General features: G+C 42.6%; 16 protein-coding genes. 10 read left to right on the forward strand and 6 right to left on the reverse strand.

The genetic code is table 11. The features are described from left to right. Positions 1-82: 82 nt before the first annotated feature. From IRJ18_RS06980 to ppsA, 6 genes are all read right to left on the reverse strand, one after another. A complete protein-coding gene (locus tag IRJ18_RS06980) occupies positions 83-2863 on the reverse strand; it encodes a sugar-binding domain-containing protein (protein ID WP_194105470.1) in 2781 nt (926 codons plus the stop codon). Positions 2864-2909: 46 nt separating this feature from the next. Then, positions 2910-4307: a sialate O-acetylesterase gene (locus IRJ18_RS06985; RefSeq protein WP_228072601.1), complete on the reverse strand. Its 1398-nt coding sequence runs from the start codon at positions 4305-4307 to the stop codon at positions 2910-2912. 51 nt (positions 4308-4358) lie between these two features. Then, entirely contained in the window at positions 4359-5534 is a 1176-nt protein-coding gene (locus IRJ18_RS06990) for a sialidase family protein (protein WP_194105472.1), read from the reverse strand. A 6-nt stretch (positions 5535-5540) separates the two neighbouring features. Continuing rightward, positions 5541-7391, reverse strand: a complete 1851-nt coding sequence (locus IRJ18_RS06995) for a RagB/SusD family nutrient uptake outer membrane protein (protein ID WP_194105473.1) — start codon at positions 7389-7391, stop codon at positions 5541-5543. Between the two features lie 18 nt (positions 7392-7409). Continuing rightward, a complete protein-coding gene (locus IRJ18_RS07000) occupies positions 7410-10463 on the reverse strand; it encodes a SusC/RagA family TonB-linked outer membrane protein (RefSeq protein ID WP_194105474.1) in 3054 nt (1017 codons plus the stop codon). 341 nt (positions 10464-10804) lie between these two features. Further along, complete coding sequence (gene ppsA, locus IRJ18_RS07005) at positions 10805-13270, reverse strand: phosphoenolpyruvate synthase (protein ID WP_194105475.1); 2466 nt, start codon at positions 13268-13270, stop codon at positions 10805-10807. A gap of 125 nt (positions 13271-13395) precedes the next feature. Between ppsA and IRJ18_RS07010 the strand changes: the two genes are divergently transcribed. The 10 genes from IRJ18_RS07010 to IRJ18_RS07055 all read left to right on the forward strand — a co-directional run bounded on the left by IRJ18_RS07010 (position 13396) and on the right by IRJ18_RS07055 (position 26198). Further along, positions 13396-14286 (forward strand): AraC family transcriptional regulator, encoded by an 891-nt coding sequence (locus tag IRJ18_RS07010; RefSeq protein ID WP_194105476.1) that lies wholly within the window; start codon positions 13396-13398, stop codon positions 14284-14286. Between the two features lie 206 nt (positions 14287-14492). Next, the gene (locus IRJ18_RS07015) at positions 14493-15455 is read left to right on the forward strand and encodes an acetylxylan esterase (RefSeq protein WP_194105477.1); all 963 of its coding nucleotides are present in this window, start codon (positions 14493-14495) and stop codon (positions 15453-15455) included. Between the two features lie 38 nt (positions 15456-15493). Next, entirely contained in the window at positions 15494-16180 is a 687-nt protein-coding gene (locus tag IRJ18_RS07020) for a GDSL-type esterase/lipase family protein (protein WP_194105478.1), read from the forward strand. Between the two features lie 54 nt (positions 16181-16234). Further along, on the forward strand, positions 16235-16987 hold the full coding sequence (locus tag IRJ18_RS07025) for a phytanoyl-CoA dioxygenase family protein (RefSeq protein WP_194105479.1): 753 nt from the start codon (positions 16235-16237) through the stop codon (positions 16985-16987). A 179-nt stretch (positions 16988-17166) separates the two neighbouring features. Further along, positions 17167-18435 (forward strand): MFS transporter, encoded by a 1269-nt coding sequence (locus tag IRJ18_RS07030; protein ID WP_228072604.1) that lies wholly within the window; start codon positions 17167-17169, stop codon positions 18433-18435. A gap of 2 nt (positions 18436-18437) precedes the next feature. Further along, complete coding sequence (locus tag IRJ18_RS07035; RefSeq protein ID WP_194105481.1) at positions 18438-19391, forward strand: hypothetical protein; 954 nt, start codon at positions 18438-18440, stop codon at positions 19389-19391. A gap of 14 nt (positions 19392-19405) precedes the next feature. Continuing rightward, complete coding sequence (locus IRJ18_RS07040; RefSeq protein ID WP_194105483.1) at positions 19406-20224, forward strand: HpcH/HpaI aldolase family protein; 819 nt, start codon at positions 19406-19408, stop codon at positions 20222-20224. Positions 20225-20229: 5 nt separating this feature from the next. Further along, entirely contained in the window at positions 20230-21183 is a 954-nt protein-coding gene (locus IRJ18_RS07045) for an aldo/keto reductase (protein WP_194105488.1), read from the forward strand. A 210-nt stretch (positions 21184-21393) separates the two neighbouring features. Then, positions 21394-24690: a SusC/RagA family TonB-linked outer membrane protein gene (locus tag IRJ18_RS07050; RefSeq protein WP_194105489.1), complete on the forward strand. Its 3297-nt coding sequence runs from the start codon at positions 21394-21396 to the stop codon at positions 24688-24690. Positions 24691-24701: 11 nt separating this feature from the next. Next, entirely contained in the window at positions 24702-26198 is a 1497-nt protein-coding gene (locus IRJ18_RS07055) for a RagB/SusD family nutrient uptake outer membrane protein (protein ID WP_194105490.1), read from the forward strand.

Genomic DNA, 26198 nt, shown 5'->3' on the forward strand with positions numbered 1-26198 from the left:
ATAGTTTTGCGCTGACCCAAACATTAACGCTATTTATTTCTCTTTAAAGCCATTGATTCGTTACATCTTCAATAAAATAATCTTATTTTTCATTTACCAGATACATCAACTGCCCGGCATTTAATTCAACAACAGGATTAAAATTACCGCTGCTCATATATTGCTCCAAACTGTAACGAAGCTGCCTGGCTGCAGGCCTTTTATCTAAATTATGTGAAATGTCCATTGACACTATGATCAGTTTGCCTGGGCCTACGCGGGCTTCCAGTACATTTGCCATTTTCCTGTTTTTATAAAAATTATCGATCACCCTTACAATAGGTTTCAGGGCCGGGAGGGAATCAATCACCATTGTTTTTGATGACGCAATTAAATCCCACCATTGCCAGTTACTATAAAAATCAGTAGGAAAATTTGATAAAGCAGGTTGTTTCGGATCACACAATATTCCCATTGTTCCCGGCTGATTTGGAAAATGTACCGGACTCCAAAATACAGGCGCGAAACGCCCTGTTACACCTATAATGCTTGCCGTATCAGGGTTCAGCAATACGGTTTTGCCCTGGTTTAAATATACCAATGCATTTTTAAGCGAACTGGTGCGTATTATCCCTTTGATTCCTGTTTCTACTTTTTCAGGATACACCCAGATATTCCAGCTGTTTTTATATGTAGTGCCCTTGAGTTCCAGCAGTATAGTTAACTGCTGCGCCTTTAATATATTTTTAAGATTGAAACCAAATTTACCTAACGCTATACCATTACCAACAGGTATGTCCTTACTATTTAAAACGCCATTGAACAGTACTTTGCCTTGTCCGTCCTTAACGTTCCAAACAGGGGTAATATGTTTTAGATTACCTTTGCTAAAATTGGCTACTTCGGCCAGGGCCTCAAATTGTTCTGCACTTGTATAAACAGCCTTCGGAAAGCGGATTAAAGGCACTACCGGGGCGCAATACATACGCTGTTCTTGCGGAGTGATCAAACCTTTGCTATCCCAAAATGCATCCAGGATACCTACCAGTGCAGTTCCTTGTCCGGGAAAATCATGCAGATCCAGTAATTGAAAACCACTCATTCCCCTGGTTTTAAGATTGCGCTCTATTTCTTCCTTGTATAAATTAGCTGAAAACTTACCACTGGCCAACATAAAATCTCGGGCCAAATTAAGCATGCCTTTATTCTGAAGATCATGCCGTATAGCTTTAAAATTAAGCGGATCAAGTACGCCTGTATATTTTTTGATCTCGTCCATATTGGGATAAACCGAATACTGGCCCATCTCGTGTGTGATCATCGGCACCGGCATTCCGGCAAGGGCGTTGGTATAATCCGTAGAAAATTCTGGCGGATAAGTATTAAATATTCCTTGTCCTCTTACCCATCCCTTTTTAGTACGCTGGGTGATAAAAAAATCATCATCAGTTTCTGGCCAGGCACCGTGGCCCTTTTGAAAGGACATGGTAGTAGTAGTATATAAATGCCGTTTGTCTTTGGCTTTTAAATTCAGCATTAACTTTGTCAGCCAATTAAAATCCCCTTCAAGTTCATTTCCCATTGACCATAAACAGAATGAAGGATGGTTGCCATATTCCTTACTGATACGCAGGGCCTCATCTTCTATAAACTTGCATGTTGAGGTGTCACTACCCACTTTTAAACTCCATAAAGGCAGCTCTATCTGTAAATAAAAGCCTAAAGAATCGGCAACTTCAAATGCGGGGTCAGGAGGGCACCAGGAATGGAAACGAATATGGTTAAGGCCATATTCTTTTGCTGTGTTGAACACCTTTAGCCAGCCGCTTTTATCCATTGGGGGGTGCCCGGTCAATGGGAAAATATCGCATTCAAGCGTTCCTCTTAAATAGATCTGCCGGCCGTTTACACGTAATATGTTATTATCATGTGTAATTTCACGCATACCGAAGGTTGTGGCTAACTTATCCTGTAAACCAGATCGTTCATCAAGTATTTCTGCAGTAACTTTATATAAATTGGGATTAAACTCATCCCATAACAAAGCTGCTTTGCCCAGGTTTATTTTTATATCCCTTTTATATTGTCCCGGAGGAATATTTAAAGCAATTTTCTGATCATAAACCTGTTTTTTATCCTTTTCGAATACCCGCAGCCTTAAAGTTTTATGAATCGGATTGTTTAGATCATTCTGTAAATCAACAGATAGCGTGACAGATGAATTTTTAACATCCGGATAGGTTTCTATACCATTAATTTTCACCCTGTTATGCGAAACCAGGTCAATCTTTCCTATTACACCGTTCCAGATAATTTGTGTGCCGTCGGTATAGGCATGCGCGTAATTTTTATGGCTGATGTCATATTGTTTGGAATTGTCAATACGCATAACAATCAGATGTTTTCCTGGTGTAAGGAAGGTACTGAGATCAAAGCGTTGAGGTACGCTTAAACTTTCTGCCGAACCGGCTGCGCGCCCATCAACCCAAACCTGTGTATGCCATATTACCCGCCCTAAATAAAGGCTTATATCCTTATCTTTCCAGTTTGATGGAACCTGAACTTCTTTTGAATACCAGGCCGGCCCTATATAGGAATGCTTCCTCGTTAATTCAAGCACTACTTCCCTGGTTAGGGTATCGGCCGTAAGAGTGCTTTTTTTGCCCATGCCCGCATCGTCCAGTGTACCGGGCAGTTTTATAGATTCTTCAAATTTTTGAGTATACCATTTTTGCTGTAAGCCTGCATTCTGAGGGTCGAGTTTCACTTTCCAATTTCCGGCCAGAGAAATTTGTTGCTGTGCACTGCCTTGTAAAGCTACACAACACAAATGTGTTACAATTAGTGTTTTCAAAAATCCCGTTATTGCCTGTTTATTTATCATTGTGTTGTTGTGGCTTAAAGTTTATAAAAATACAATTGGATGAAAACTACCAGTCATCCGTCCGGAAAGGGGCTAATGGCAATCCTTCGGTATTATAAACATCGCCAACTACCCAATCTTTAAAAGCGTACCTTACGGCTACCGGCGTTTTTACATTTTCGCTTGAAACTATAATGCCGTTACCTGATATTTTTGCCTTAGCCGGATAAAACACTTTATCATCGCCTGCAATTTCAAATGCCAATAGCTCTTTTCCAAATGTGGTAAGCCCGTTTGGCGTATAATTGAAATTAATATAAGCGTTACTACCGGTTATCTTCATTGATTTATAAACCGGGCTTAGATAGTTAATGCCTTTTTTACCATAAGCATTAGCTAAAGCCCAATAAGCCAGCCGCTTGCTAACCGGCAATTTATCCGGCGGATGGATAACCCGTTCGCTCCCCACATCCATTGTAACTACCATCCCTGCATTAGGAATTTCGCTCATCGCTTTTAATTGTGCTTCACGCAAGTAGGGGGCCAAACCTTGTTTATCTTTTAATGTGTAAGTATACGGTGCAATTTGTACATAATAAAAAGGCCAGTCGCCCATTTCCCATAGTTTACGCCACTCCTTTACCATACTAACCATCAGTTTATCATAAATCTGATAATTGATGCGGTTTTGTTCGCCCTGATACCATATTACGCCTTTTATACCATAACCCACAAAGGGGTTAATCATAGCATTAAACAATACGGTCGGGTCGTTTTTATTGATCCTGGCTGTATCAGCGGGTATTTTTACCTCGGGAAAGTTATTTATACTGGCTTTATCCATCCATGCTTCGATCATAGTACCGCCCCATACCGACATAATGATACCTACGGGTACTTTTAACCTGGCCTGCAGTAGTTTAGCATATTGATAGCCAACAGCACTGAAATTTTTAACGCTTTCAGCATCGGCTTCCTGCCAGGGGGTAGCTTTACAATTGGCTTGTGGCTGCCGCGTTAAGGCCCGTTCCAGGCGGAACAAACGAATTTGCGGATTCTCGGCGTCCATCAATATATCGTTGCTATTCAATATTGGTTGATTTCCAAACCCCTTAACCGGCATTTCCATATTAGATTGGCCCGAGCAAATCCACACTTCGCCGATCAGGATGTTTTTTAGTTTTAATAGCTGCCCATCGTTAAAACTAACTTCATAAGGCCCGCCTGCTTTAGGTGTTTGCACAAAAACACGCCAGGTGCTATCGTTTTTTGCCCATACGGTATACAGCTTATTGTTCCACGAGGTGATGACCGTAACCCTGGCATTTGGCTTCGCTTTACCCCATAGCGGCACGCGAGCGTTTTGCTGCAGCACCATATTATTATCAATAACAGATGGCAGTATTACCCGGGCAAAAGCCTGTCCCGATAATATTAGCAAGGCGCAGATAAACAGTTTTATCATTTTAGTGGGTTTTAGCATTTTTTGGCGATTTTTAATTCTTTTTACGGATGATTAGTTTTTTTTAAACCCATCTAAATTAAAACGTTTCAATACGATGGAATAATTAAAATTAGGGCTGATGTTCGACTCGTACAGACAATAAATTGTGCCATTCGGGCCGGCAGCAGTGTCTGAATAACCGGTGTAGCCCTGGTGGATCAATTGACTATATGGCCAGGTTTTGCCGCTATCGTAACTAATTTTTGCTGTCAAGTTTTGTCGGGGAAATTTTGCTTTAGGTATATCATGACTATCGGGATTAATAAACAGGAGGGTGCTTTCTGCGCCCTTTCTTTTATCAGGAATGTTTATAATACTGGCCATGCAAATAGGGTCGAATAACTCAGGGATAAATTGCACTGCCGACCAGCCACTGATCCCATCGGCGCTGAAACTTACTGCGCGCTGGTGCACAGTGCCGCCGTTGCGGATATTAAGCATTACGCGTCCGTCATTCAACTGCACGGCCATGGTTTCATTAGGGTTTTTAATCTGCGGCGAATTAATTGCCGCAATGGCCCCGCATTGCCGGGTAAGGCCTTTGTCATCGCTGTAAATAGTTGCTACACAGGTAGGGCTATGACTGCGATGGGGTAACAGTTTTTCCGACTCGGCAAGCCAAACGGGGATTAGCAAACGGCCGCTTTTCATTTCAATGGCGTGGCCGGGGCCGGGTGCAAGTACTGTCCAGTTGTAGGTGGGTTTGAAGCCCTCAAACACTGCGGTCATATCTACCGCCTCAGACCAATGCAAGCCATCGTCAACCGAGCGGGTGTAGTAGGCTGTATTATAATTGCGCTGGTACCACAAGTGGATGGTGCCATCCCTGTCAACTACCGGGGTTGGGTTGCTTACCGGGTTCCCGCCCTTATGTCCGGCCAATATGGTATGGGCCGACCAGGTTTTCCCTCCGTCGGTGCTGCGACGCATCAGCAGGTCCATATCACCCCAATCGCTGGCGCTATTAATACGGCCTTCGCAAAAAGCCAGCAGGTTGCCCTTAGCGGTAACTACCAGGGCAGGGATACGCATAGATGCATAATTGCCTTTTATAGGTTCAAAAACTACTGCGCTATCGGTAGCGCTTAAACGGTAAGCCAGGCGTTTGATCTTGCAACCGCCCGGTAGCAAAGCAACCAGGCTAATAAGCGCTACCGCTATTAGCCTGGTGTGATATTTAAAGTTCATTATTAATTAGTAGCCAAAGGTTTGTACCATGTTGCGGTTTTTTTGCACTTCACTTTGTGGTAACGGTAATAAATAATACCTGTCGTTCCAAACGCGGGTGCTGGTCCTGGTGCGCACATAAAATGCCGGGTCGCTAAGGCCGGTACCGGTAAATACGTTCATACCAAAAAAGTCGCCACCCTGACGGCCTTCCGGTGTAGTGGCAATTTTCCAGCGGCGAAGATCAAAGAAACGATGCCCTTCATAAGCCAGTTCTATACATCTTTCACGCTGGATTAAGCTACGCATAGTAGCCTGATCAAAACTGCCGGTTAATGCCGGGATGCCCGCGCGAACACGTATGGCATTTAAATAAGTAAGGATGTCTACACTGCCGGGGGCCGATTCATTCAGCGCTTCGGCATAGTTCAAATACAATTCGCCTAAACGTATATACATAGCCGGGCGTACAATGTTGCCCGCGTTAGTGGACAGGTTACGGTTCACGTTAGTGTTTTTACGCACTAAGTACCCTGTTTTTGGATACATAGACTGGCTGCCGTTGCCATTGCCGGAATTACCCGCAGGCCAAAACTCAACCTTGGTTAACCCTGTTCTTGGCACAAACGGAATATTTGACCCATTGAACGTTACGTTAGCATAAAACCTTGGTTCGCGGTTTACATACATGTTTGATGTACCTGCTACATAATATCCGGTTTTAGCGGTTGCAGTAAAACCACTCTCAACATAAGTGCTGCCTGTCTCCTCAATTTGTTTACCGTTAATCATGCGGTATTTGTCAATCATTTCCTGCGGCAAGGATAGTACCGCGTTGGTGGCTGTACCATTAGCGGCACGCGGGGCAGCGTCAAGTTCCCAGGCAGCATAGCCGGTTACGGTGCGCAGCCAAATGCCTTCATCGGCCCAGCCTGTTAAAAATAAGTTACGGCACGAGTTTACCGCCGCGGTAAACGGATCGGCATTGGTTTCTTTATAAAGTTTTTTGCCGTTGGCTATAGCATGGTCAATGGCTACTTTAGCTGCTGTTGCCGCCTTGCCCCATTTGGTAGCATCATAAGTAAGGTTCATCAGTACTTTGCCATCAGGGTTTTTGAAGTTGGCGTAATAGGGGTTACCGTTAAACAAAGGACTGGCATCGTACAAAAGTACCTGGCTTAACACCGATTCCACAATCAGCTTATCAATACGGCCGGTTTGTGTCAGGTCTTCCGTACCTGTCGATGGGTTCAAGTGTTTTTCAGGCACCAGGTCTTTTGCGGCATTCATTTCTGAAACAATGTAATTGATACATTCGCTCCAGCTATTGCGGGGTAGCTGGAAATCATCATCAGTACCAGCTATTTTATCGCCTACCAATACCACAGGCCCATATAGTTTAATCAGCATCCAGTAATAATAAGCCCTTAAAAAGCGGGCTTCGCCGGTATATTGCTTAATCAGGTCCTGGCCGTTGGGCTCATTTAATATATTACTTTGGGGGTTATTAATATTGGCCATAAAAATGTTGGCCAGCCTGATAGCCTGGTAGTAGGACGTATACACGTTAATACTGTTTTGACCATTAATGGTACCCGAAGCAATAATTGACGGAGTTGTTTCTTCCAGTTCGTCGCTTAGTTCGGCCAGGCCGCGCCCGGTTACACTGCCATCGGCCCAAACATCGGGCAAGCGGTTATACACGCCCGATAGCCAGTTCTCGGCCTCAAGCTTGGTGCTAAAAACCATATCAATAGTCTGTATATCTTTCGGGGCCTGGTCAAAGTACCCTTTTTTACAACTTGTGGGTAATATGGTAACTGCCGCTAAAAAAACAACTACTACCTGAGTTTTATATTTATTGATGTAGTATTTCATAATTCTGTTTTTATGAGATTAAAAAGTAACCCTTACACCTATGTTATAGGCTTTAATGTTTGGGTATGATTCGCCACGTGAATAATTGTTGGAGCTTGTACCTGTATCATTTAGCTCGGGGTCCCAGTATTTCCATTTTGATAAGGTGATCAGGTTGGTCCCATTTAAAAATATCCTCATCTTTTTTATACCGTAACGTTTCATAGAGGGTTGATCTAAAGTGTAACCAATTTCGGCGCTTTTTAACCTAACGAAACCTGAAGGTTTTAACCACCATGTGCTATTAAGATAGTTAGAGTTAGGGTCCTGGTTACTATTTAACCTGGGGTAAAAAGCGTTCGGATTGGGATTGTCTACTGTCCATCTGTCGGCTACCATAGTCATCAGGGCAGCGCTAATAGGCCCGGCCGAGAACGGTTGGGTCCCATCACCTAAACCATAGCTTAGCCACACTTTACCGGTACCCTGTATAAAGGCGCCAATATCAAATGCTTTGTATCCAAATGTCAGGTTAAGCCCATACATCATTTTAGGCGTCCCCGAAACATTAATACGCGCGACATCATTTGCATCAATTACGCCATCGTTGTTCAGATCCTTATATTTGATATCTCCGGGGCGGATATCGCCGGTTTGCCTGGCCGAAGCATCAATCTCTGCCTGATCTTTAAACAGCCCGTCGGCAATGTATAAGGTTTTGGCATCTACCTCTTTGCCTTTCCATTCCATCCATGGGTATTTCTGAGGTGGTAGCCCGTCCTGTATATTGGTGTTGTTATTATAGGTAAATGTTCCGGCTATGTTTATCCATTTACGGTTGCCAAGGTTATGATTATAGGTTAATGTTGCGTCGATACCTTTGTTTAAAACTATACCGATGTTGCGGGTAGGGTTTACGCCGCCGAAACCGGATATCCCCGGAATGGTTTGATCGGCCCGTAAAATTCCTTTGCGCACTTCTCTAAATAATTCAGTAACCAACTTAAGGTCATTGTTAAAGAAACCCATTTCTATACCCAAGTTGTGGCGATAGGAGGTTTCCCATGAAGGGTCGGTAGCAATTTGCGATTCGGCATACCCGCTATAGGCTGGCGAAAGCGATGAAGGTGTACCAAACTGGTAACCCGTTGCCGTGGTTTTTGATAATTGTGTTAAGTATAAAAACCGTGTACCAAAAGCACCATTACCTGTTAAGCCATAGCTATACCTTACCTTAAAATAAGGCATCACTTTTTTGATTGACTTGTAGAAGCCCTCGTTGGAGACGATATAACCCATGCCTACTGATGGGAAGAACCCGTACCTTTTATCCGGACTAAAGTTTTCTGACCCGGTATAACCAAAGTTACCTTCTAAAAAATAGCGGTTATTATAGCCATAGGTTGCCCGGCCTGTTAAACCGCGGTTACGAAAAGGCACAGCTGCTGTAAATGTAGTTGCATTGCCATCAATATACTCTGATTGGTTAAAAAGCAAAAGGGCGCTAACGTCGCTTTTACCATAACTGCGCGTGTAGTTGACAGATGCTTCGCTATACATTCTCCGGGTCGAGCTTCTGGCCGAGCTATAGGAATAAGCCCCGGTTGCATCTTTAGTAACCTGCATAATCAGGTTGCCGTTAGCGTCCCTTCCGGTTGCATAGTAAGATGGATCGGCAATACCGATGGCATTGGAACCATCGGAGTAAATATCAAAAGAGAATAAGCCTGAGACAGATAATCCTTTGGTAATCATACCAAGATCCTGCTTAAGTTTAATATTAGGGCGTATAGTAGCGGTATATATATTTTGAGACCCTAAATCAAAAGCAATTTTGTTAGGGCTGCTAAAACCGCCCGGGTATTGGCTATACAACCCATTTGAATACACACCAGGCATAATATGCGGGGGCACACGCAGCGCCTGTGCAAATAAATTGTTCAAAGCATCGGTATTGGTGCCGCCATTGGGGCCGTTCCTTGAATCAATAATTGAACCGATACCTAAATCTAACTTTGTGGTACTGGTTACATTTACACCTATGTTAATAGTAGCATTATAACGCTTATAGTAGGAGTTTACATTATATTTCTGATCGTCGGGGTTTTCCTTAAGTAGCCCGGTTTCATCATAATATCCAACTGATATATAGTAAGTTGATTTATCCGAGCCTCCGCTGATATTTAAATTAGCCCTTTGTGTTGAACCGGCTTTACGGAAGATCTGATCGTACCAGTTTACATTTGGAGCCAAATCCGGGTCGGTACCTGCGGCATGCAGGTCGATATTGGCCTGCGTGTATAAAGGTTGCCTGCCGCGGTTAGTTAAAGCCTCGTTATAAAGGGTCATCCAGGTGGGGGCATCTAATAACTTAGGCACTTTTACAAACTGTGTAACACCTCTGTTTACTTCAACATTGATAGCTGGTTTACCTGCTACCCCTTTTTTTGTATTGATAAGGATTACTCCATTTGCACCACGGGTACCATAAACTGCAGTAGATACCGCATCCTTCAATACCGTAAATGATTCAATATCTTCCGGATCAACATCATTTAATTCGCGATCGGGTACCCCGTCAATAATGATTAGCGGTGTACGCGAACTGGTGCCAAAGGTAGATACCCCACGCACTAAAAAGCCGTTGTTGTCCTGGCCCGGGCCGCCGCCCCGCGAGGTAGTGATAATACCAGCTATGCGGCCACCCAGGGTGCTGGCAATATCACGGACAGGTAATTTCAGGTCTTTGGCTTCCAGGGTAGATTGCGCACCAACTACGCTTATCTTTTTTTGTTGCCCGTAACCTACTATACTTACTTCATTCAATCCACCCGCTATGGCTTCTAATTTTACATTCAGGTCAACCCTGTTCCGAATAGCGAAGCGGACAGTTTTGTAACCGATGAAGGAAAATTCAAGCGAATCTGTGGGGTTAACACTAATGCTATATTTTCCGTCGGGGTTAGTAACAACACCTTGCCGGGTGCCTACAATTCTAACACTTGCCCCAACTACGGGCCCGTCCAGTTCATCGGTAACTTTGCCAGACACCTTTAATATCCGATCCTGTGCGAATAGACTGGCGCTTAGCATACATGTTAAAAATAGTAAAGAGAGCAACCTCAGATTACATCTGAGACAGTGTAGTAATTCTTTAATCATAATGTTAGTTTTGGTTTTGTAATTGGTAATACAATCCTTATGTTGGACATAACAAACGTAAATAGTATTTTATGTATTTCCAAATCAAAAGATGAAAATTGTATTTGTTAGGAGGGAAGGTTGTTTCGGCGTGATGATTGCGCAGCAGATAGGCTATCTGCGTAGATACCGGACATGGCTAACCATGTCCGGCAAATTACATTACTGAAAGATGATATGAAACATTAAAAATTTTCACAACTGGATTAAGAACCCTGATAATTGAATATAATTTAAACAAATGCCGCACCATTCGAGGCGATGCTAAAGACTTTTGACTCATCCTCTATTTTTTTGATCGCCTCAACTGTTTTTAGAAATGAATCGGGTGTTACCGAGATGCTATCTATACCTTCTTCTACCAGAAACTGCGCGAAATCAGGATAGTCTGATGGGCCCTGCCCGCAAATCCCTACTTTAACACCAGCCTTTTTTGCCGCACTGATCAGTTGTGATACCATACTTTTTACCGCCTCATTACGCTCGTTATATAGCCCGGCCACTAAAGCCGAATCGCGGTCAAGGCCAAGTACTAATTGTGTAAGATCATTCGAACCAATAGAAAACCCGTCGATATGCCTGGCAAACTGATCGGCAAGGATAACATTAGATGGTACTTCGGCCATCAAATATACTTCCAGTTCGTTCTGGCCACGTACCAGGCCATATTCGCGCATGGTATCATAAACCATCATTAATTCACCAACGGTGCGGCAAAATGGAATCATTACCACTACATTTTTTAATCCCATTACTTCGCGCACTTTTTTTATGGCTTTGCATTCCATACCAAAAGCCGCCCTATAACTGCTTGAATAATAACGGGAAGCCCCACGCCAGCCTATCATTGGGTTTTCTTCCAGCGGCTCAAAATAACTGCCGCCAGGCATGCTCCGGTACTCGTTTGTTTTGAAATCAGAAAAACGGACAATTACCTTTTGCGAATAAAACGCCGCAGCTATTTTAGCAACACCGTACGATAACTTTTCGATAAAATAAGTTTCTCCATCGGCATAACCTTTAATGGTGTTTTCAATAAGCAATGTCAAGGCTTCATCATTCAGTTCCTTGTGCTGTAATAAAGCCTGGGGATGGATCTTAATATAATTATTAATAATAAACTCTTCCCGGGCCAGGCCCACCCCGGAATGCGGATACCCGGCTAATTTAAAAGCCACATCCGGTGATGCTACATTCATCATTACCGGCGTGGCTATTTCAGGAAGCAGGCTCAAATCATACTCCTGCATGGTAAAATGGATTTCGCCCGCGTAAATAATTCCGCTGTCGCCTTCCGCGCAGGATGCCGTAATTAATTGTCCGTTGCTTAATAACTCGGTTGCATTACCGCAGCCTACAATGGCCGGCACCCCCAACTCGCGCGCTACTATAGCTGCATGACAGGTGCGGCCGCCCTTATTTGTAATTATGGCTGCTGCTTTTTTCATCAACGGTTCCCAGTCTGGGTCAGTCATGTCGGTCACCAGTACATCGCCGGTTTTAAAACCTACCTGCGCTAACGCGGCGGTATCTATGTTTTGCAACAGGTGTACACGTCCCGATGCAATTTTATCGCCTACGGCAACGCCCTGTAATATTATTTGTCCGGCACGGCGGTCATCTTCAATAGTGTAAATATTTACTGTATGTGCTGCCTTGCGCGAATGTATGGTTTCAGGCCTGGCCTGGACAATATAAAGCTGGCCGCTTTCGCCATCCAGCGCCCACTCAACATCCATGGGGCACTGCTTGCCTTTCAGGCGGGTATAATATTTTTCAATAGACGCTACCCAGCCAGCCAGTTGCAGTGCCATATCATCTGTTAAACAAAACGATTCCCTTTCTGCTGCCGATGTTGGGACGATCTTTACTCTTTCTTCATCTGCTTCACCATATATCATCTTATTATCTTTGGTGCCCAGTTTCTTTTCAATTAATGGCTTTACACCGCGTTGGCCCAGTAGGGGTTTAAATACTGTAAATTCATCAGGTTTTACAGCGCCTTGCACCACCATTTCGCCAAGGCCAAACGAGCCATTGATGATCACAACATCTTTAAAACCACTTTCGGTATCCAGCGAAAAGGCCACACCAGACGCGCCAATATCAGACCGCACCATTTTTTGTACGCAAACTGAAAGGCCGATCAGAAAATCGTCATAACCAAAGCTTTTTCGGTAACTAATGGCCCGGTCTGTAAATAATGAAGCAAAACAATTCCGTATGGCGTTAAGCAGGCCATCTAAGCCCGATATATTTAAATAGGTATCCTGCTGACCGGCAAAGGAAGCATCAGGCAAATCCTCGGCAGTAGCCGACGAACGTACAGCAACATCTACGTCAGTCTTGTTATAGTATTGGCATAAATTTGTGTACGCTGCTGAAATTTGATCAGTAAGGGTTTGGGAAAAAGCACCATTACGTATCATTTCACGTATGTTTTGCCCGCAATATTTAAGTTGCGCCAAGTCATCTACATTTGTCATTGCAATTAAGTCCTTAATCGCATTGTCAAGCATATTATGTTTTAGGAAACTATAATATGCATCGGCTGTGATAATAAATCCGTAGGGAATGTTAATTCCCAGCACATCTAAATGTTGCAACATTTGGCCTAACGAGGCATTTTTGCCACCTACTCTGTCAATGTCGTGTATGCCGGCTTCATCAAGTTTTAAAATATAGTTAGCTATTTTCATAAGAGATATTTTTTAACAAAAATAGGCTCCAATCAAAACCAAATCAGGCTTATCAATTCAAAAAATGATACTATATTAACCATTTTAACATATATTTGAATTATTATAGTTAGTATAATAGGATAATGAAAGCAAGATTAAAAAAACTTGACCATTCAGGAAGTTCTTCTTTCCATGTTGAACTTGCGGGGCATTATCATTCCTATAACGAATTACATTATCATCCCGAAATTGAAATTATTTACGTTGTTGAAGGGCAGGGTACCTTATTGGTTGGTGACAAAATTGAACCGGTAGCCACCGGGTGTTTATTAATGATCGGTGCAAATTTGCCGCATTTGTTCCGATTTGACTCACATACTTTTGAGCACCCGTTATTTAAACAGGGCAGAGTGGATTTACCCTTGAAACTGCTTACGCTGCATTTTAACCCTGAAATTTTAGGCGAGCAGTTTATTAATTTACCCGAAAATGAATTTATGCAAACTGTTATACGCAACGCAGGCCATGCCCAACAGTTTTATGGTGAATTACGGGGTCAATTGCTTGCGATGCTAAATACGATGCTGCAGGCAAAACCACACGAACGGCTGATATTGTTGATACAATTGATGGCAATTATAGCAACTGGTAAAGACTTTCGCTTTTTAAACCCAGGGATAAAACAGGTAGCTTATAACCTAACCGATGAAACCCGGCTGACTAAAATATATTTGTACACATTAAATAATTTTCATCGCACTATTACTTTAAAAGAGATAGCGGCTACTATTTATATGTGCCCTAATTCTTTTTGCCGGTATTTTAAATCAAGGGTACATAAAAGCTATTTTGATTTTTTGCTTGAGGTGAGAATAAACCACGCCCGCAAACTATTAAAAGAAACGGATTACAGTATGGTTATTGTAAGTTACGAATCGGGTTTCCCAAATCTTTCAAACTTTAACCGTTATTTTAAAGCTATTACAGGAAAAACCCCGCTGGCTTGCCGCAAAGAATACAGGCAGTTTTTTTAGTCGCGATATACTTTGCATTTGTGAATGCCGGTAGGTTATTACCTGTTTAAGCTGTATATTAAATTCACAATAATTGTGGCAAGTATAAAATAGTATTAGCATACTATATAAACGTAGTGGAACTCTGTTAGCAATACCTATAAATTTGATATCACTTACTGCTATAATGCTCAACAGTAAAGAAAATCAATTTTAAAATGCCTGCTGTGAATAAAAGTAACAGAGTTATATATTTCCTTATTATCACTTGTGTTACGGTAAGTAATCTTTGGCCGGCAAATGCAAAAGCCGTACCTGCCGATTCATTAACCAATTATATCCAAGCATTTTGGAAAACAACTAAACAGCGCCTGGCAGCCGAACCTATAGAGGCCGTTGTTACCCCAACCAAAGAAGCATTGCCATATCATACTTATAAAGTTAAGCTGCGTGGATTAAATGGGGTATATTTTTATGTGATGATGTCTGTACCAGTGCAGGGTGAGGCCCCGACAAAACCCTGGCCGGTAATTATTACTACCTGTGGTTATGGCGTTAGTGCAGGGCAGGGCATAATGCTGGCCGAGTGCCAGCGCGGGTACGTGATTTTACAGGTATACCCACGTGGGCAGGGCATATCTGATGAGTTTTTTAAGATAACCGGCGACAAGCTTACCATGAATGGTGAAAATCCGGACGGGGCATATTATCAGGGTTGTTACGCTGATATGATACGCACCATAGATTTTGCCATGACACAACCGGATATTGATCCTGATCGTGTGGCATTAATGTCAACCAGTCAGGGTGGTGGTATTTGCCTGGCTGTAGCATCGCTTGACCCGCGTGTTAAAGCAGTGGTGGCACATGTGCCGTTTCTTTGCAATATGCGCCTTGCGGCTACCACGCCATCACTTGTAAAAACGATTTTGGACAAACACAAAAACAGCGATACTTACCTGGCAACCCTGAATTACTTTGACCCATATTATTTGGTACAAAACATACATTGCCCGGTATTAATGAGCGCAGGTGGTAAGGATATGATGTGTCCCCAATCTACCATAGAGTCTGTATATGATATATTAAAGTGCAAAAAGAAGCTGAAGGTCTATCCAAACTTAGCGCATACCACTTGCCTCGACTTTTATAACGAGTGGTGGCCCTGGGTTAAAAAACAATTGAAATGAGCACTAATTAGCTGGTTTTATATAATCGATATAATCTAATGAATATAACTGCACACCGAACATTACTATTAGGCATATGCCTTGTATTAATAACTATTTCAGGTTATTCACAAACAGTTACCTGGGATAGCACTTACAGGCCAGCCATATATGCAGGTAAGGTTGGACAGTTTAAATCTTTCCCTAAATCAACAAGCGACATCATTTTTCTGGGTAACAGCATTATGACCTATACCGACTGGAATGAACTTTTAGGATTATCAACCGCTAAGAACCGGGGTATCCCTGGCGATATGACTTTTGGCGTATTGGAACGATTGGGTAATGTTATTGAAGGTAAGCCAGCTAAAATTTTTATACTGATAGGGATTAATGATATTACCCGTAATGTGCCTGATAGTGTGATCCTTAATAATTATAAAAAGATCATTTATAGGATCAAAGCAGGGTCACCGAGGACGAGGATCTATTTCCATACCCTGCTGCCGGTTAACGATACTTATACTGCGTTAAAAGGGAAAACAGGCCATATTGTAAGTGTTAACAGCAAATTGAAAAAGTTAGCTGTTGAGGAGAAAATAACGTTGATTGATCTTTATCCGAATTTTTTAGATCAAACCGGGATGTTAGACCCTAAATACACGTTTGACGGCCTGCACCTGAACGAACTGGGATATTTTAAATGGGCCGGTATTTTAAAAGAGGGAAAGTACCTTACCAATTGACCCTGTTACACATAGATTAAGAAAGCATTTATATATTTTAATAGCCAATAAGCAATGGAAAATAAAGACTCCTTAAAAGCAGCATTTGAAAAAGATGGTTTTGTGTTTATCCCCGGTTTTTTGAGTATTGAAGAAACGGAGACAATAAGGCAAAATTTTAACAGGGTAATTACAGATGTTTTGCCCAATATGCCTGCAACCAAAGTGTTTTATGAAGACAAAAATGATGCATCAACCCTTAAACAGGTAATGGACATTCATGCACACGATAATTTTTTTAATACGGTTTTATTTGATAGTAAGTTTAAAGAATTGGCCGAGCTTTTACTCGGCGATAAAGTTATCGGTAAGAACCTGGAATATTTTAATAAACCCCTTTTAATAGGCAAGCCAACGCCCCCGCATCAGGATGGGTATTATTTTATGTTAGACCCATCAATAGCGGTAACTATGTGGATGGCACTTGAACCAGCAGATGAAGAAAATGGCTGTGTTAAATACGTTAAAGGCTCGCATTTAAAAGGGATGCGGCCGCATGGGCGCACAAAAACATTGGGCTTCTCTCAAGGCATTACCGATTTTGGGACAGACGAGGATATGCAGAACGAAATAGCTTTCCCGGCAAAACCAGGCGACTTATTAGTACATCATTCTTTAACTATCCACAGGGCAAATGGCAATACAAGCGCTAATCGCACACGCAAAGCTTTAGGATTGATATATTTTGGCGAATCGGCCCGGGAAGATGTTACAGCAAAAAAAGCCTACCAGGATAAACTGCAACAGGAAATGGTTGCTAATAATTAGAAATTAGATAAATGGTAATTAATACAATTTAACCGGAAAATCTGTTCCAACTGGCCATTTATTAAGTATGTTTAATGCATCGAATGAATATAGTATCAGTATTGTAAATAAAAGTACGACTAATTAATATCCGCAAAAGATACATTTGAATACAATAATTACACACAATAAATCTTTCTATGGACGCTTCCCTAACCAATGTAAACACATCGCCAGGTAAGGCAATGCCCTTTAAAGCCTGGCTGGTAGTAGGTTTACTTTGCGTGGTTGGCTGTTTGAATTATCTCGACCGTAACATGATCACCACCATGCGTGGATCAATTGTTACCTCCATCCCTATGACCGATGCACAGTTTGGGCTGCTGACATCGGTTTTTTTATGGGTTTATGGTTTTTTAAGCCCTATAGCAGGTTTTTTAGCTGATAGATATAGCCGTAGCCGCGTAATTATCGCCAGCCTGTTTATCTGGTCGGGCGTTACTTTTCTTACCGCACATGCAACCAGTTTTCAAGGGCTGTTAGTCAGCCGGGCTTTAATGGGGATAAGCGAGGCTTGTTATTTGCCGGCTGCTTTAGCTTTGATAGCCGACTATCATAAAGGCAGTACCCGGTCGTTGGCCATTGGTATTCATTTGGCCGGCGTAATGATAGGATCGAGTCTTGGGTTTTTAGGTGGCTGGATTGCCCAGGACAGTCATTGGAATAATGCTTTCACAATTTTTGGTGGCATTGGTATAGTTTATTCGGGGATACTGTTTTTCTTTCTGCGCGATGCCAAAACTAAAGCAACCACGGTTGACGCGGGCACCGATATTCTTAAGCCCAAATTTTTCCCCGCACTTAAAGATCTGTTCTTAAAACGGTCATTTATAATGCTGTTTATATTTTGGGGGCTTTTAGGTATTGTGGGTTGGATGATAGTTGGGTGGCTGCCTACATATTATAAAGAACACTTTAACATATCCCAGGCCAAAGCCGGGGCTTTTGCTACTGCTTATATGTACCCTTTTGGCATGGCCGGGGTAATTATAGGCGGCATTTTGGCCGACTGGTGGAGCCGTAAAAACGCTAACGCGCGAATTTTAGTACCCATTATTGGTCTTTGCGCAGCCGCGCCGGCAGTATTTATTGCCGGCAGCACCAGTGCCATATTTTTAGCCTTAGCCGGGTTTATAACCTACGCTTTTGCCCGGGTGTTTAGCGATACTAACTTAATGCCTATTTTAACTATGGTGGCCAATAAACGCTATGTGGCTACCGGCTATGGTGTGTTGAATATGTTTGCCTGTGTTATTGGTGGTTTAGGTAATTATGCTACTGGCGTGCTGCGCGATCAGCATGTAAGTATGACCCTGCTATTCAGGATGGCATCTGTTTTAATGATCGTATGTGTGGGGCTGCTATATGTAGTGAAAAAGGATGTTGAAAAATCTGCTAAAGCTCAATAACAATGTTGTTATATCTGTTAACCGGCATTATTAATATCATAAATCTGTCTGCAATGCAAACTACTACTACTGCCGACCAAAATAAAAAGGCCCTGGCCGAACTTAATTTAGTATTGGCCCAACGCCAGAAATTTATAAAAGTGCACGCGGCAGAATACCTGATCTGGACTGGTCATGCCCAGGTGGCACTGAAAGAATTTTTACAGCAGGATAAACTTTACCATAACGAGCCCAAATACCGCATAACCATTTGGCGGGTGCTGGAACAGGCCGATACCGACCCTGTGCGCAAAAAAAAGTGGCTGAATAACATTTATGAAGCATATAAAGACATGAACGGTCCCGACAGGACTCATGCCACTGAAACGCTGGCTAAGCTTAAACAGCCTGTCGCAACCCTTTTCCCTGAAATTACGGCAAAAACTATGGCAGCGGCCGACCGCAATCTTGCCACATATGCTTTATGGGCCGATTCATATGGATCAGAAACCCGAATGGTAGCAAACAGGGAAAAGCTGTTGAATATGGCATTGACTGATACGAACGTTATCATCAGAAGGATCAGCACATTTGTTTTACGCAAAGAGCAGGGATTAAGTATGCCGCAATGGGAGCGCTTGGTTACGGCAGCTATGGCGATGAGCAAGACGGACGAGTTATATGTAACGTTTTTGTCTACCGCATTGGTTACGGCTCCGGCTGGCGCCAGTACACACCAACTTGCATTAATTGATGCTTTAATTACTTCAAATATCAAACCCTACAGCGTGGCGGTGCGTACAGAACTTGCATTGGCTTTAGCTGAAAAGGGGACAAAAAAACATCTGAACCTTTTAATGGGGATGTTAGAAAATAAAGATTGCGAGGGGATATACGACCCGGCATCGGATGAAGGGGCAGATTTGCGCGCGGCGGCAGCTTTTGCTATATTGAAAATTAACAGCAGGAAACACTAATATATCAGCTACAAATGAAAATGAGAGAAAGCCGGGTACTGGCAAAATTAAAGGCAGGCGGTGCAGCGAGTTGTTTAAAGGTAAACTTAGGCGATGGCCAGGCGGCAGAAATTGCAGCCATATGCGGTTTTGATTGCCTCTGGATAGACCAGGAGCATTTGGCCCAGGATTGGTCGGTGCTTAATTCGCAGATATGGGCGGCCAAATCGCGCAATGTTGATGTGATGGTGCGTGTGCCGCGTGGTAGTTACAGTGGTTATGTAAAACCATTGGAAATGGACGCTGCCGGCATATTAGTGCCGCATATTATGAATTTAGAAGAAGCCAAACAAGTGGTGCAAATGACCCGTTTCCACCCCATCGGCCGCCGTGCTATCGATGGTGGCAGTGCCGATGGCGCTTATACCAATATGGATTTTTCTGACTATCTGAAAGATTCGAACGAGCAAAAATTTGTGGTGCTACAAATTGAGGACCCTGAAGTATTACCCGATATTGAAGCCATAGCCGCTTTAGATGGCGTCGATATGCTGTTTTTTGGCCCCGGCGACTTTAGTCAGGGTATTGGTCATCCCGGCGAATGGAACCACCCGCAATTACTGGAAGCCCGCAAGCTGGTAGCCCAGGTGGCTAACAAATATGGCAAGTTTGCCGCCACATCGGGCGGAATAGATAGCCTGGATAGCTTTTTAGAAATGGGCTATAAGTTTGTAAATGTTGGCGCGGATGTGGTTGGATTGAGTAGTTACTGCAAAACCCTTGTCGACAGGTTTGATAAATCAGCTGCCGAAAAAATTATCGGCGCCACCATTAATCCGGGTAAGCCCTACTAATAATTATGAAAAAAAGGGTTTTAGGCAAAACCGGTATAGCGGTTTCTGAAATTGCATTTGGCGGTGTAGAAATTGGTATACCTTATGGTATAGGGGTTAATAGCGAAGCGGATATGCTTTCGCGTGATGAAGCCGTTAGCTTATTGCATGAAGCGCTGGATAAAGGGATCAATTTTTTTGATACTGCCCGCTTATACGGCGAAAGTGAAGCCATAATGGGCGAAGCTTTTCACGATCGCCGGGACAGGTTGGTGCTTGCTACTAAATGCAAACATTTTAAAAATAATGATGGGCAGATACCATCTTATCAAGTGCTAAAAAAGATAATTGAATCGTCACTTGAAGAAAGTCTGGGGCTTTTAAAGACTGATTATGTAGACGTTTTTATGCTTCATCAAGCCGATTTAGAAATACTGGCTAATGATGATGTAAAAGAGATTTTTACCAAACTAAAAGATACAGGTAAAGTACGGGCCATAGGTGCGTCTACTTATACCTCGGCCGAAACTAAGCGTGCCATAGAAAAAGGTTGGGATGTTATACAACTGCCTTTTAACCTGATGGATCAGCAACAGGCGGATAATTTTAATTTTGCTGAAGAAAAAGGTACCGGTATTGTTGTCCGTTCTGTATTAATGAAAGGTTTGCTGAGTGATAAAGGCAGAGGCTTGCACCCTGCATTGCAACAAGTAGAGCAGCACATTGGTAAGTATCGTGAATTACTGACAGATGAAATTCCTGAAATATCAACCCTGGCTACAAAATTTGCTTTATCATTTAAACAGGTATCAGCGGTTTTGGTAGGCATCGACCGTTCAGAATATTTAAATAGAGCATTACATTCTGTTGATGGTAGGTTATTAAATGCAGCTGAGCTTTCAGAATCTAAAGCATTAGTTTACCCCGATCCGTCATTCCTTGATTTGCCCCAATGGGACCGGTTGGGGTGGTTGAAATAATAAATTTATTAGCTATTACTATGGAAGGATGAGCCCGCTTTTGTGGGCTCATTTTTTTTTATGGAGTGTGTGATAATATTATGGTTCCGATAATGAAAAATAGTACCATAAATGAATTTAATAGTAGTAGAAATGCCTTTTTCTAAGCTATAGATTTGATAATTGCTAATAGCAAACTCTCTACATCTCATTTATTTAAACCAATAATTAATGAAAAAAAGCTTTACTAAAACTAATGGATTTTACAAAAAATGTACTGGTATTTTACTGCTGCTTTTTTGCTTAATTTCCACAGCAACATTTGCAGCCAAGCCTGTGAATGTTACTGCATTGCCACCACAAACTATTACTGGTATAGTTAAAGACCAAAATGGGAATACCTTACCTGGGGTTACTATTAAGGTAAAAGATAAAACGGTTGGCACCCTTACAGATGCTACAGGCAAGTTTAAGCTTACCGTACCGGCTGGCAGCCATATCATCATAGTCAGCTTTATTGGATATATCCCGCAGGAAATCGATATCAATGGCAGGTCTGCATTTGATATTACACTGGTTGACGATGTTTCAAAACTAAAAGAAGTAGTGGTAGTGGGTTACGGCTCGCAATCGCGCGAAAAGTTAACCACTTCGGTATCTAAGCTGGATGCCCGGGTACTTAATAATGTCACCTATACTAATGTGGGCTCGGCCTTAGAGGGGAATATCTCAGGTTTGCAGGTGCAATCAACAGGCGGCGGTCAGCCGGGTGCTTCGCCAAGGATAGTTTTACGTGGCGGCACTTCAATTACTAACCCTAATGGTGCATCGCCGTTATACATTGTTGATGGCATTATCAGGCCCAATGGTTTAAACGATATCAATTCCGCGTCTATCGAATCTGTACAGGTATTAAAAGATGCCGCATCGACAGCCATATATGGTGCACGCGGGTCAAACGGCGTGGTAATTGTAACCACCCGTGCGGGTAAGCCCAATCAAAACAGGGTAAGTTATACTTTTAACGGTTCGGCGGGTAATGCCAGCCGTTTGCTGCAATATTCCAACGCGCACGATTATATTTACTGGAACAGGTTAGGCGTACAGGCAGCTTCTTTTTATCAATCAAATCCGAATACGTATTTAGCCAAACTTTCACAAACCTCGGCTTATGGCACAGCTAACGACTTAACTAATAATACACCCTATACAACTCAGTATTTAACAGCAGCTAATCAGTTTAAGCTATCGCAGGGCTGGCAAAGTATGCCCGACCCGATAGACCCAACCAAAACCATTATTTACGATGATAACGATTTTCAGAAAACACTTTATCGTACAGGTAAAACTAACGACCATTATTTGGATATATCAGGTGGGGGAGATAAGGCGACATTTTATGCGGGCTTAGGCTACACAAATGCGCAAGGGGCTGCTATTGAAACTAACTACAAACGTTTAAGCATTAACTTCAACGGCAGCTATAAAGTAAATGATGATCTGAGCTTTTTTGGCCGTTTAGCTTACACTAATCGCACTTGGAAAACCGTGGCCAGCCTTGCCAATGAATTTTACCGTTCCGCATCCCTGCCACATTCTGCTAAACTTACATTTGAGGATGGCACTTATGCGCCGGGGCAAAACAGTTCAATAGGTAACCCATTATACTATTATACAGGCCCTTATTCTCCCCAAGGTAAATCAGGAGATGAGGTGACCACTATTTCATTAGGCTCGAAATGGAATATTATTAAAGGTTTATCTTTCGACCCGCAGGTATCCCTATTTCGCCAAAACACACCATCTTACTCTTTCCAGCCCGCGGCTTATTTAAATGGCATATTAAGCCCGATTGTTACTACACGGAACCAATCAAGTTCGGCTCCTACTGTAAGACAATATCAGGCCGATGCGGTGCTTACCTATGTTAATACCTTCGCTTCTAAACATAACCTGGAAGTTAAAGGTGGGTTTTCACACTATTACCGGGAAAATACCACATTTACGGTCAATGCTTCTGGTGCGCCAACAGACCTGATCACCACATTAAATTCAGGCGCTACCGCAACGTCAATAACAAGTTCTGTTTCTCCGTTAGTGATACAGAGTTTATTTTCCCGGGTTAACTATGATTATGACGGCAAATACCTGTTGTCGGCTAACGTACGTTATGACGGTGCCTCTAACTTGGGCAACGATCATAAATTTGGTTTTTTTCCGGGTATTTCAGTAGGATGGAATGTTCATAAGGAGGAATTCTTTAACAATTTAATATCCGACAAAATACTACAGCTAAAATTACGTGCAAGTTACGGTGTTAATGGTAACATTAGTGGCTTGGGCGATTTTCAACCACAAGGCAGCTTTAGTACAACTACCGGTACAACGTTAAATTATGCAGGGTTGCCCATAGTAGTTCCAGGTAACATTCCAAATCAGGACTTGAAATGGGAGCAATCAAAAACTTTCGATATAGGTGCCGACATAGGTTTATTTAATGGTAAAGTAGGGATTGTAGTTGATTATTATAATCGCAGAACTGATGACCTGCTGACAACGGTAAGCTTACCAGCTTCTACCGGCTTCACAAGTATATTTACCAATAACGGTACTTTACAAAACCGGGGATATGAGCTTGAATTGAATGTTGATGTATTGCCATCACAATCTAAGCTAAAATGGAATACTTCATTTAATATTGCGCATACAAGCCGCAAAATCCTAAAATTGCCCAATAACGGTGTTTTAAATAACCGTCAGGGAGGCTTCCAGGTTTGGGACCCGAACACCGGGACCTACGTATATATGGGAGGCTTGCAGGAAGGCGGGCGCCCGGGCGATCTTTACGCTTTTCATGAGTTAGGTGTTTATCCTACCGATGCCGCTGCAGCCAACGCGCCTATTGATAACCAGGCCCCATCAGCAATAAAAAAACGCTTTGGTGGCGATGTAATTTGGGATGATCTGGATAAAAATGGCATTATTGACGGCCGCGACTTAGTGTATGTGGGTAATCCTTATCCCACATTGTCTGGCGGGTTTAACAACTATTTTACCTACAAAAGCTTCGGTTTAAATATTCGCACCGACTTTACAACAGGTAACACCATATGGAATTATCCGGCTGTTATTGCTAATGCCCAGGCCCAGGGCGATGCTTCGCCATTGCAAAGCTACCTGGATAAAATGTGGAAAGCCCAGGGCGATGTAACTATGGTGCCCAGATATACCTGGCAGGACCAGCCTTACAATATATTCAGAGGATCGGTTAACGGGGTTTCGCTTGGCAATTCTACCTATTATGAAAAAGGGGATTTTCTGTGTTTAAGAGAAGTTACCCTAAGTTATAAGCTTCCGGCACAATTAACACGCAAAATTGGGCTTAGCGGGGCCAGGGTTAATTTTACCGGCTATAACTTACATTATTTTACTTCATATACTGGTTTGAATCCGGAAGACGGCGGTATGGATAATGGTCATTATCCAATTGTCAGGACATTTTCACTGGGTGTTAATATTACCCTATAAACTTTACCAACATGAAAAGATCAAAATATATATTATTGCTTGCAGCGGGACTAATTTCTGTTGCATCATGCCGCAAAGCTATAGATGTAGACCCCATTAGTACAATTACAGCTACTTCGTATTATAAAACCCCCGATGATGTTACGGGTGGGATAAGGGGTATGTATGCATCGCTGCGCATTGCCGCCACAAGTGATATGTTTTTTATGGGCGAAGGCAGAAGCGATGTTTTAACATCCGCAACAGCGGGCACCACCGGGCTTGATAAATACTATCTTAATACGCTTAATGCAACTAACCCAGGGCCTAACTGGCAACAGTTTTATACAACTATAAATGCAGCCAACCTGCTAATAAAATATATCCCTGCCATTAATTTTACATCGCAAACAGTTAGGGATAATGCTTTGGCGCAAGCTTATACTATGCGCGCATTTATTTACTTTGTGCTGGTAAGAACATGGGGCGAAGTACCCATCAGAACCCAGCCGACCGAATCGTATGATCCGGCCTCGGTACAAGTTGCCAAATCATCTGTTCAGGATGTATTTAAACTGATAAAAGCGGATATAGATATGGCCATATCGTTATATCCTAATGTTACACCAGATGCGAACAGGGCACAATGGAGTAAGCCTGCTGCCGAGGCGCTAAAAGGCGATGTTTATTTATGGACAGGTAAAATGTTAAGCGGCGGCGCTACCGATTTTACCACCGCACTTACTGCGCTTAACGATATTTCAACAACTGATTTTACTTTATTACCCAATTATAGCGACATTTTTAGCTATACAAACAAGGGCAATAAAGAAGAATTATTTGCAGTACGCTTCCAGCAAAGTGACTTTACAACCGGCAATGGGAACAATTACTGGTCAAACATGTACATTACTAATTTGGGGGCATCAACCGCGCCCAAAGGTGTTTCGGCTGCTTCAATAGCTATTATTGGTACACAGGGCAACGGTAACAACGGCGCTAATATTATGCAAATTACACAAGCCGTAAGAAACCAGTTTACTACAGATGACCAAAGGCGCGCGGGTACTTTTTATGAGATCTATAATAATGATGGTACATATCTTACATCAATAACCACTAAAGGGGCCGGTACAGTAATAGGTGGCTCGCGGAATTTTTATACCGATGTAATGATATATCGTTATGCCGACGTTTTATTAATGAAGGCCGAAGCAAAAAACGCACTGGGGCAAGATCCGTCAGCCGAAATGATTGCAGTTAGGCAGCGCGCCTATGGCAGCAATTACAGCAGCCATGTTTTTGTAAACGGGACCCAGGCCGCAAACGATGCTGCTATACTGAAAGAAAGATTGCTAGAGCTTGCTACTGAAGGTAAGCGCTGGTGGGATTTAGTACGCTTTGGACAGGCGTTTAACCTGGTGCCGTCATTGGCTGGCAAACAAAGCCAAACATATTTATTATTGTTTCCAGTAGGCTCAACTATACGCAGCCTTGAACCTTTGGTGACAGAAAATACGGGGTGGTAA

The sequence above is a fragment of the Mucilaginibacter boryungensis genome, from assembly GCF_015221995.1.
Classification (GTDB): domain Bacteria; phylum Bacteroidota; class Bacteroidia; order Sphingobacteriales; family Sphingobacteriaceae; genus Mucilaginibacter; species Mucilaginibacter boryungensis.

What these genes read in the sequence shown, in the direction of transcription:
- IRJ18_RS07035 (WP_194105481.1), top strand. Translation starts at nt 18,438, where the DNA reads ATGTTGTTATATCTGTTAACCGGCATTATTAATATCATAAATCTGTCT.
- IRJ18_RS07040 (WP_194105483.1), top strand. Translation starts at nt 19,406, where the DNA reads ATGAAAATGAGAGAAAGCCGGGTACTGGCAAAATTAAAGGCAGGCGGT.
- IRJ18_RS07025 (WP_194105479.1), top strand. Translation starts at nt 16,235, where the DNA reads ATGGAAAATAAAGACTCCTTAAAAGCAGCATTTGAAAAAGATGGTTTT.
- IRJ18_RS06985 (WP_228072601.1), bottom strand. Translation starts at nt 4,307, where the DNA reads ATGATAAAACTGTTTATCTGCGCCTTGCTAATATTATCGGGACAGGCT.
- IRJ18_RS07010 (WP_194105476.1), top strand. Translation starts at nt 13,396, where the DNA reads ATGAAAGCAAGATTAAAAAAACTTGACCATTCAGGAAGTTCTTCTTTC.
- IRJ18_RS07020 (WP_194105478.1), top strand. Translation starts at nt 15,494, where the DNA reads ATGAATATAACTGCACACCGAACATTACTATTAGGCATATGCCTTGTA.
- IRJ18_RS07030 (WP_228072604.1), top strand. Translation starts at nt 17,167, where the DNA reads ATGGACGCTTCCCTAACCAATGTAAACACATCGCCAGGTAAGGCAATG.
- IRJ18_RS07050 (WP_194105489.1), top strand. Translation starts at nt 21,394, where the DNA reads ATGAAAAAAAGCTTTACTAAAACTAATGGATTTTACAAAAAATGTACT.
- ppsA (WP_194105475.1), bottom strand. Translation starts at nt 13,270, where the DNA reads ATGAAAATAGCTAACTATATTTTAAAACTTGATGAAGCCGGCATACAC.
- IRJ18_RS06990 (WP_194105472.1), bottom strand. Translation starts at nt 5,534, where the DNA reads ATGAACTTTAAATATCACACCAGGCTAATAGCGGTAGCGCTTATTAGC.
- IRJ18_RS06995 (WP_194105473.1), bottom strand. Translation starts at nt 7,391, where the DNA reads ATGAAATACTACATCAATAAATATAAAACTCAGGTAGTAGTTGTTTTT.
- IRJ18_RS06980 (WP_194105470.1), bottom strand. Translation starts at nt 2,863, where the DNA reads ATGATAAATAAACAGGCAATAACGGGATTTTTGAAAACACTAATTGTA.
- IRJ18_RS07000 (WP_194105474.1), bottom strand. Translation starts at nt 10,463, where the DNA reads ATGCTAAGCGCCAGTCTATTCGCACAGGATCGGATATTAAAGGTGTCT.
- IRJ18_RS07055 (WP_194105490.1), top strand. Translation starts at nt 24,702, where the DNA reads ATGAAAAGATCAAAATATATATTATTGCTTGCAGCGGGACTAATTTCT.
- IRJ18_RS07045 (WP_194105488.1), top strand. Translation starts at nt 20,230, where the DNA reads ATGAAAAAAAGGGTTTTAGGCAAAACCGGTATAGCGGTTTCTGAAATT.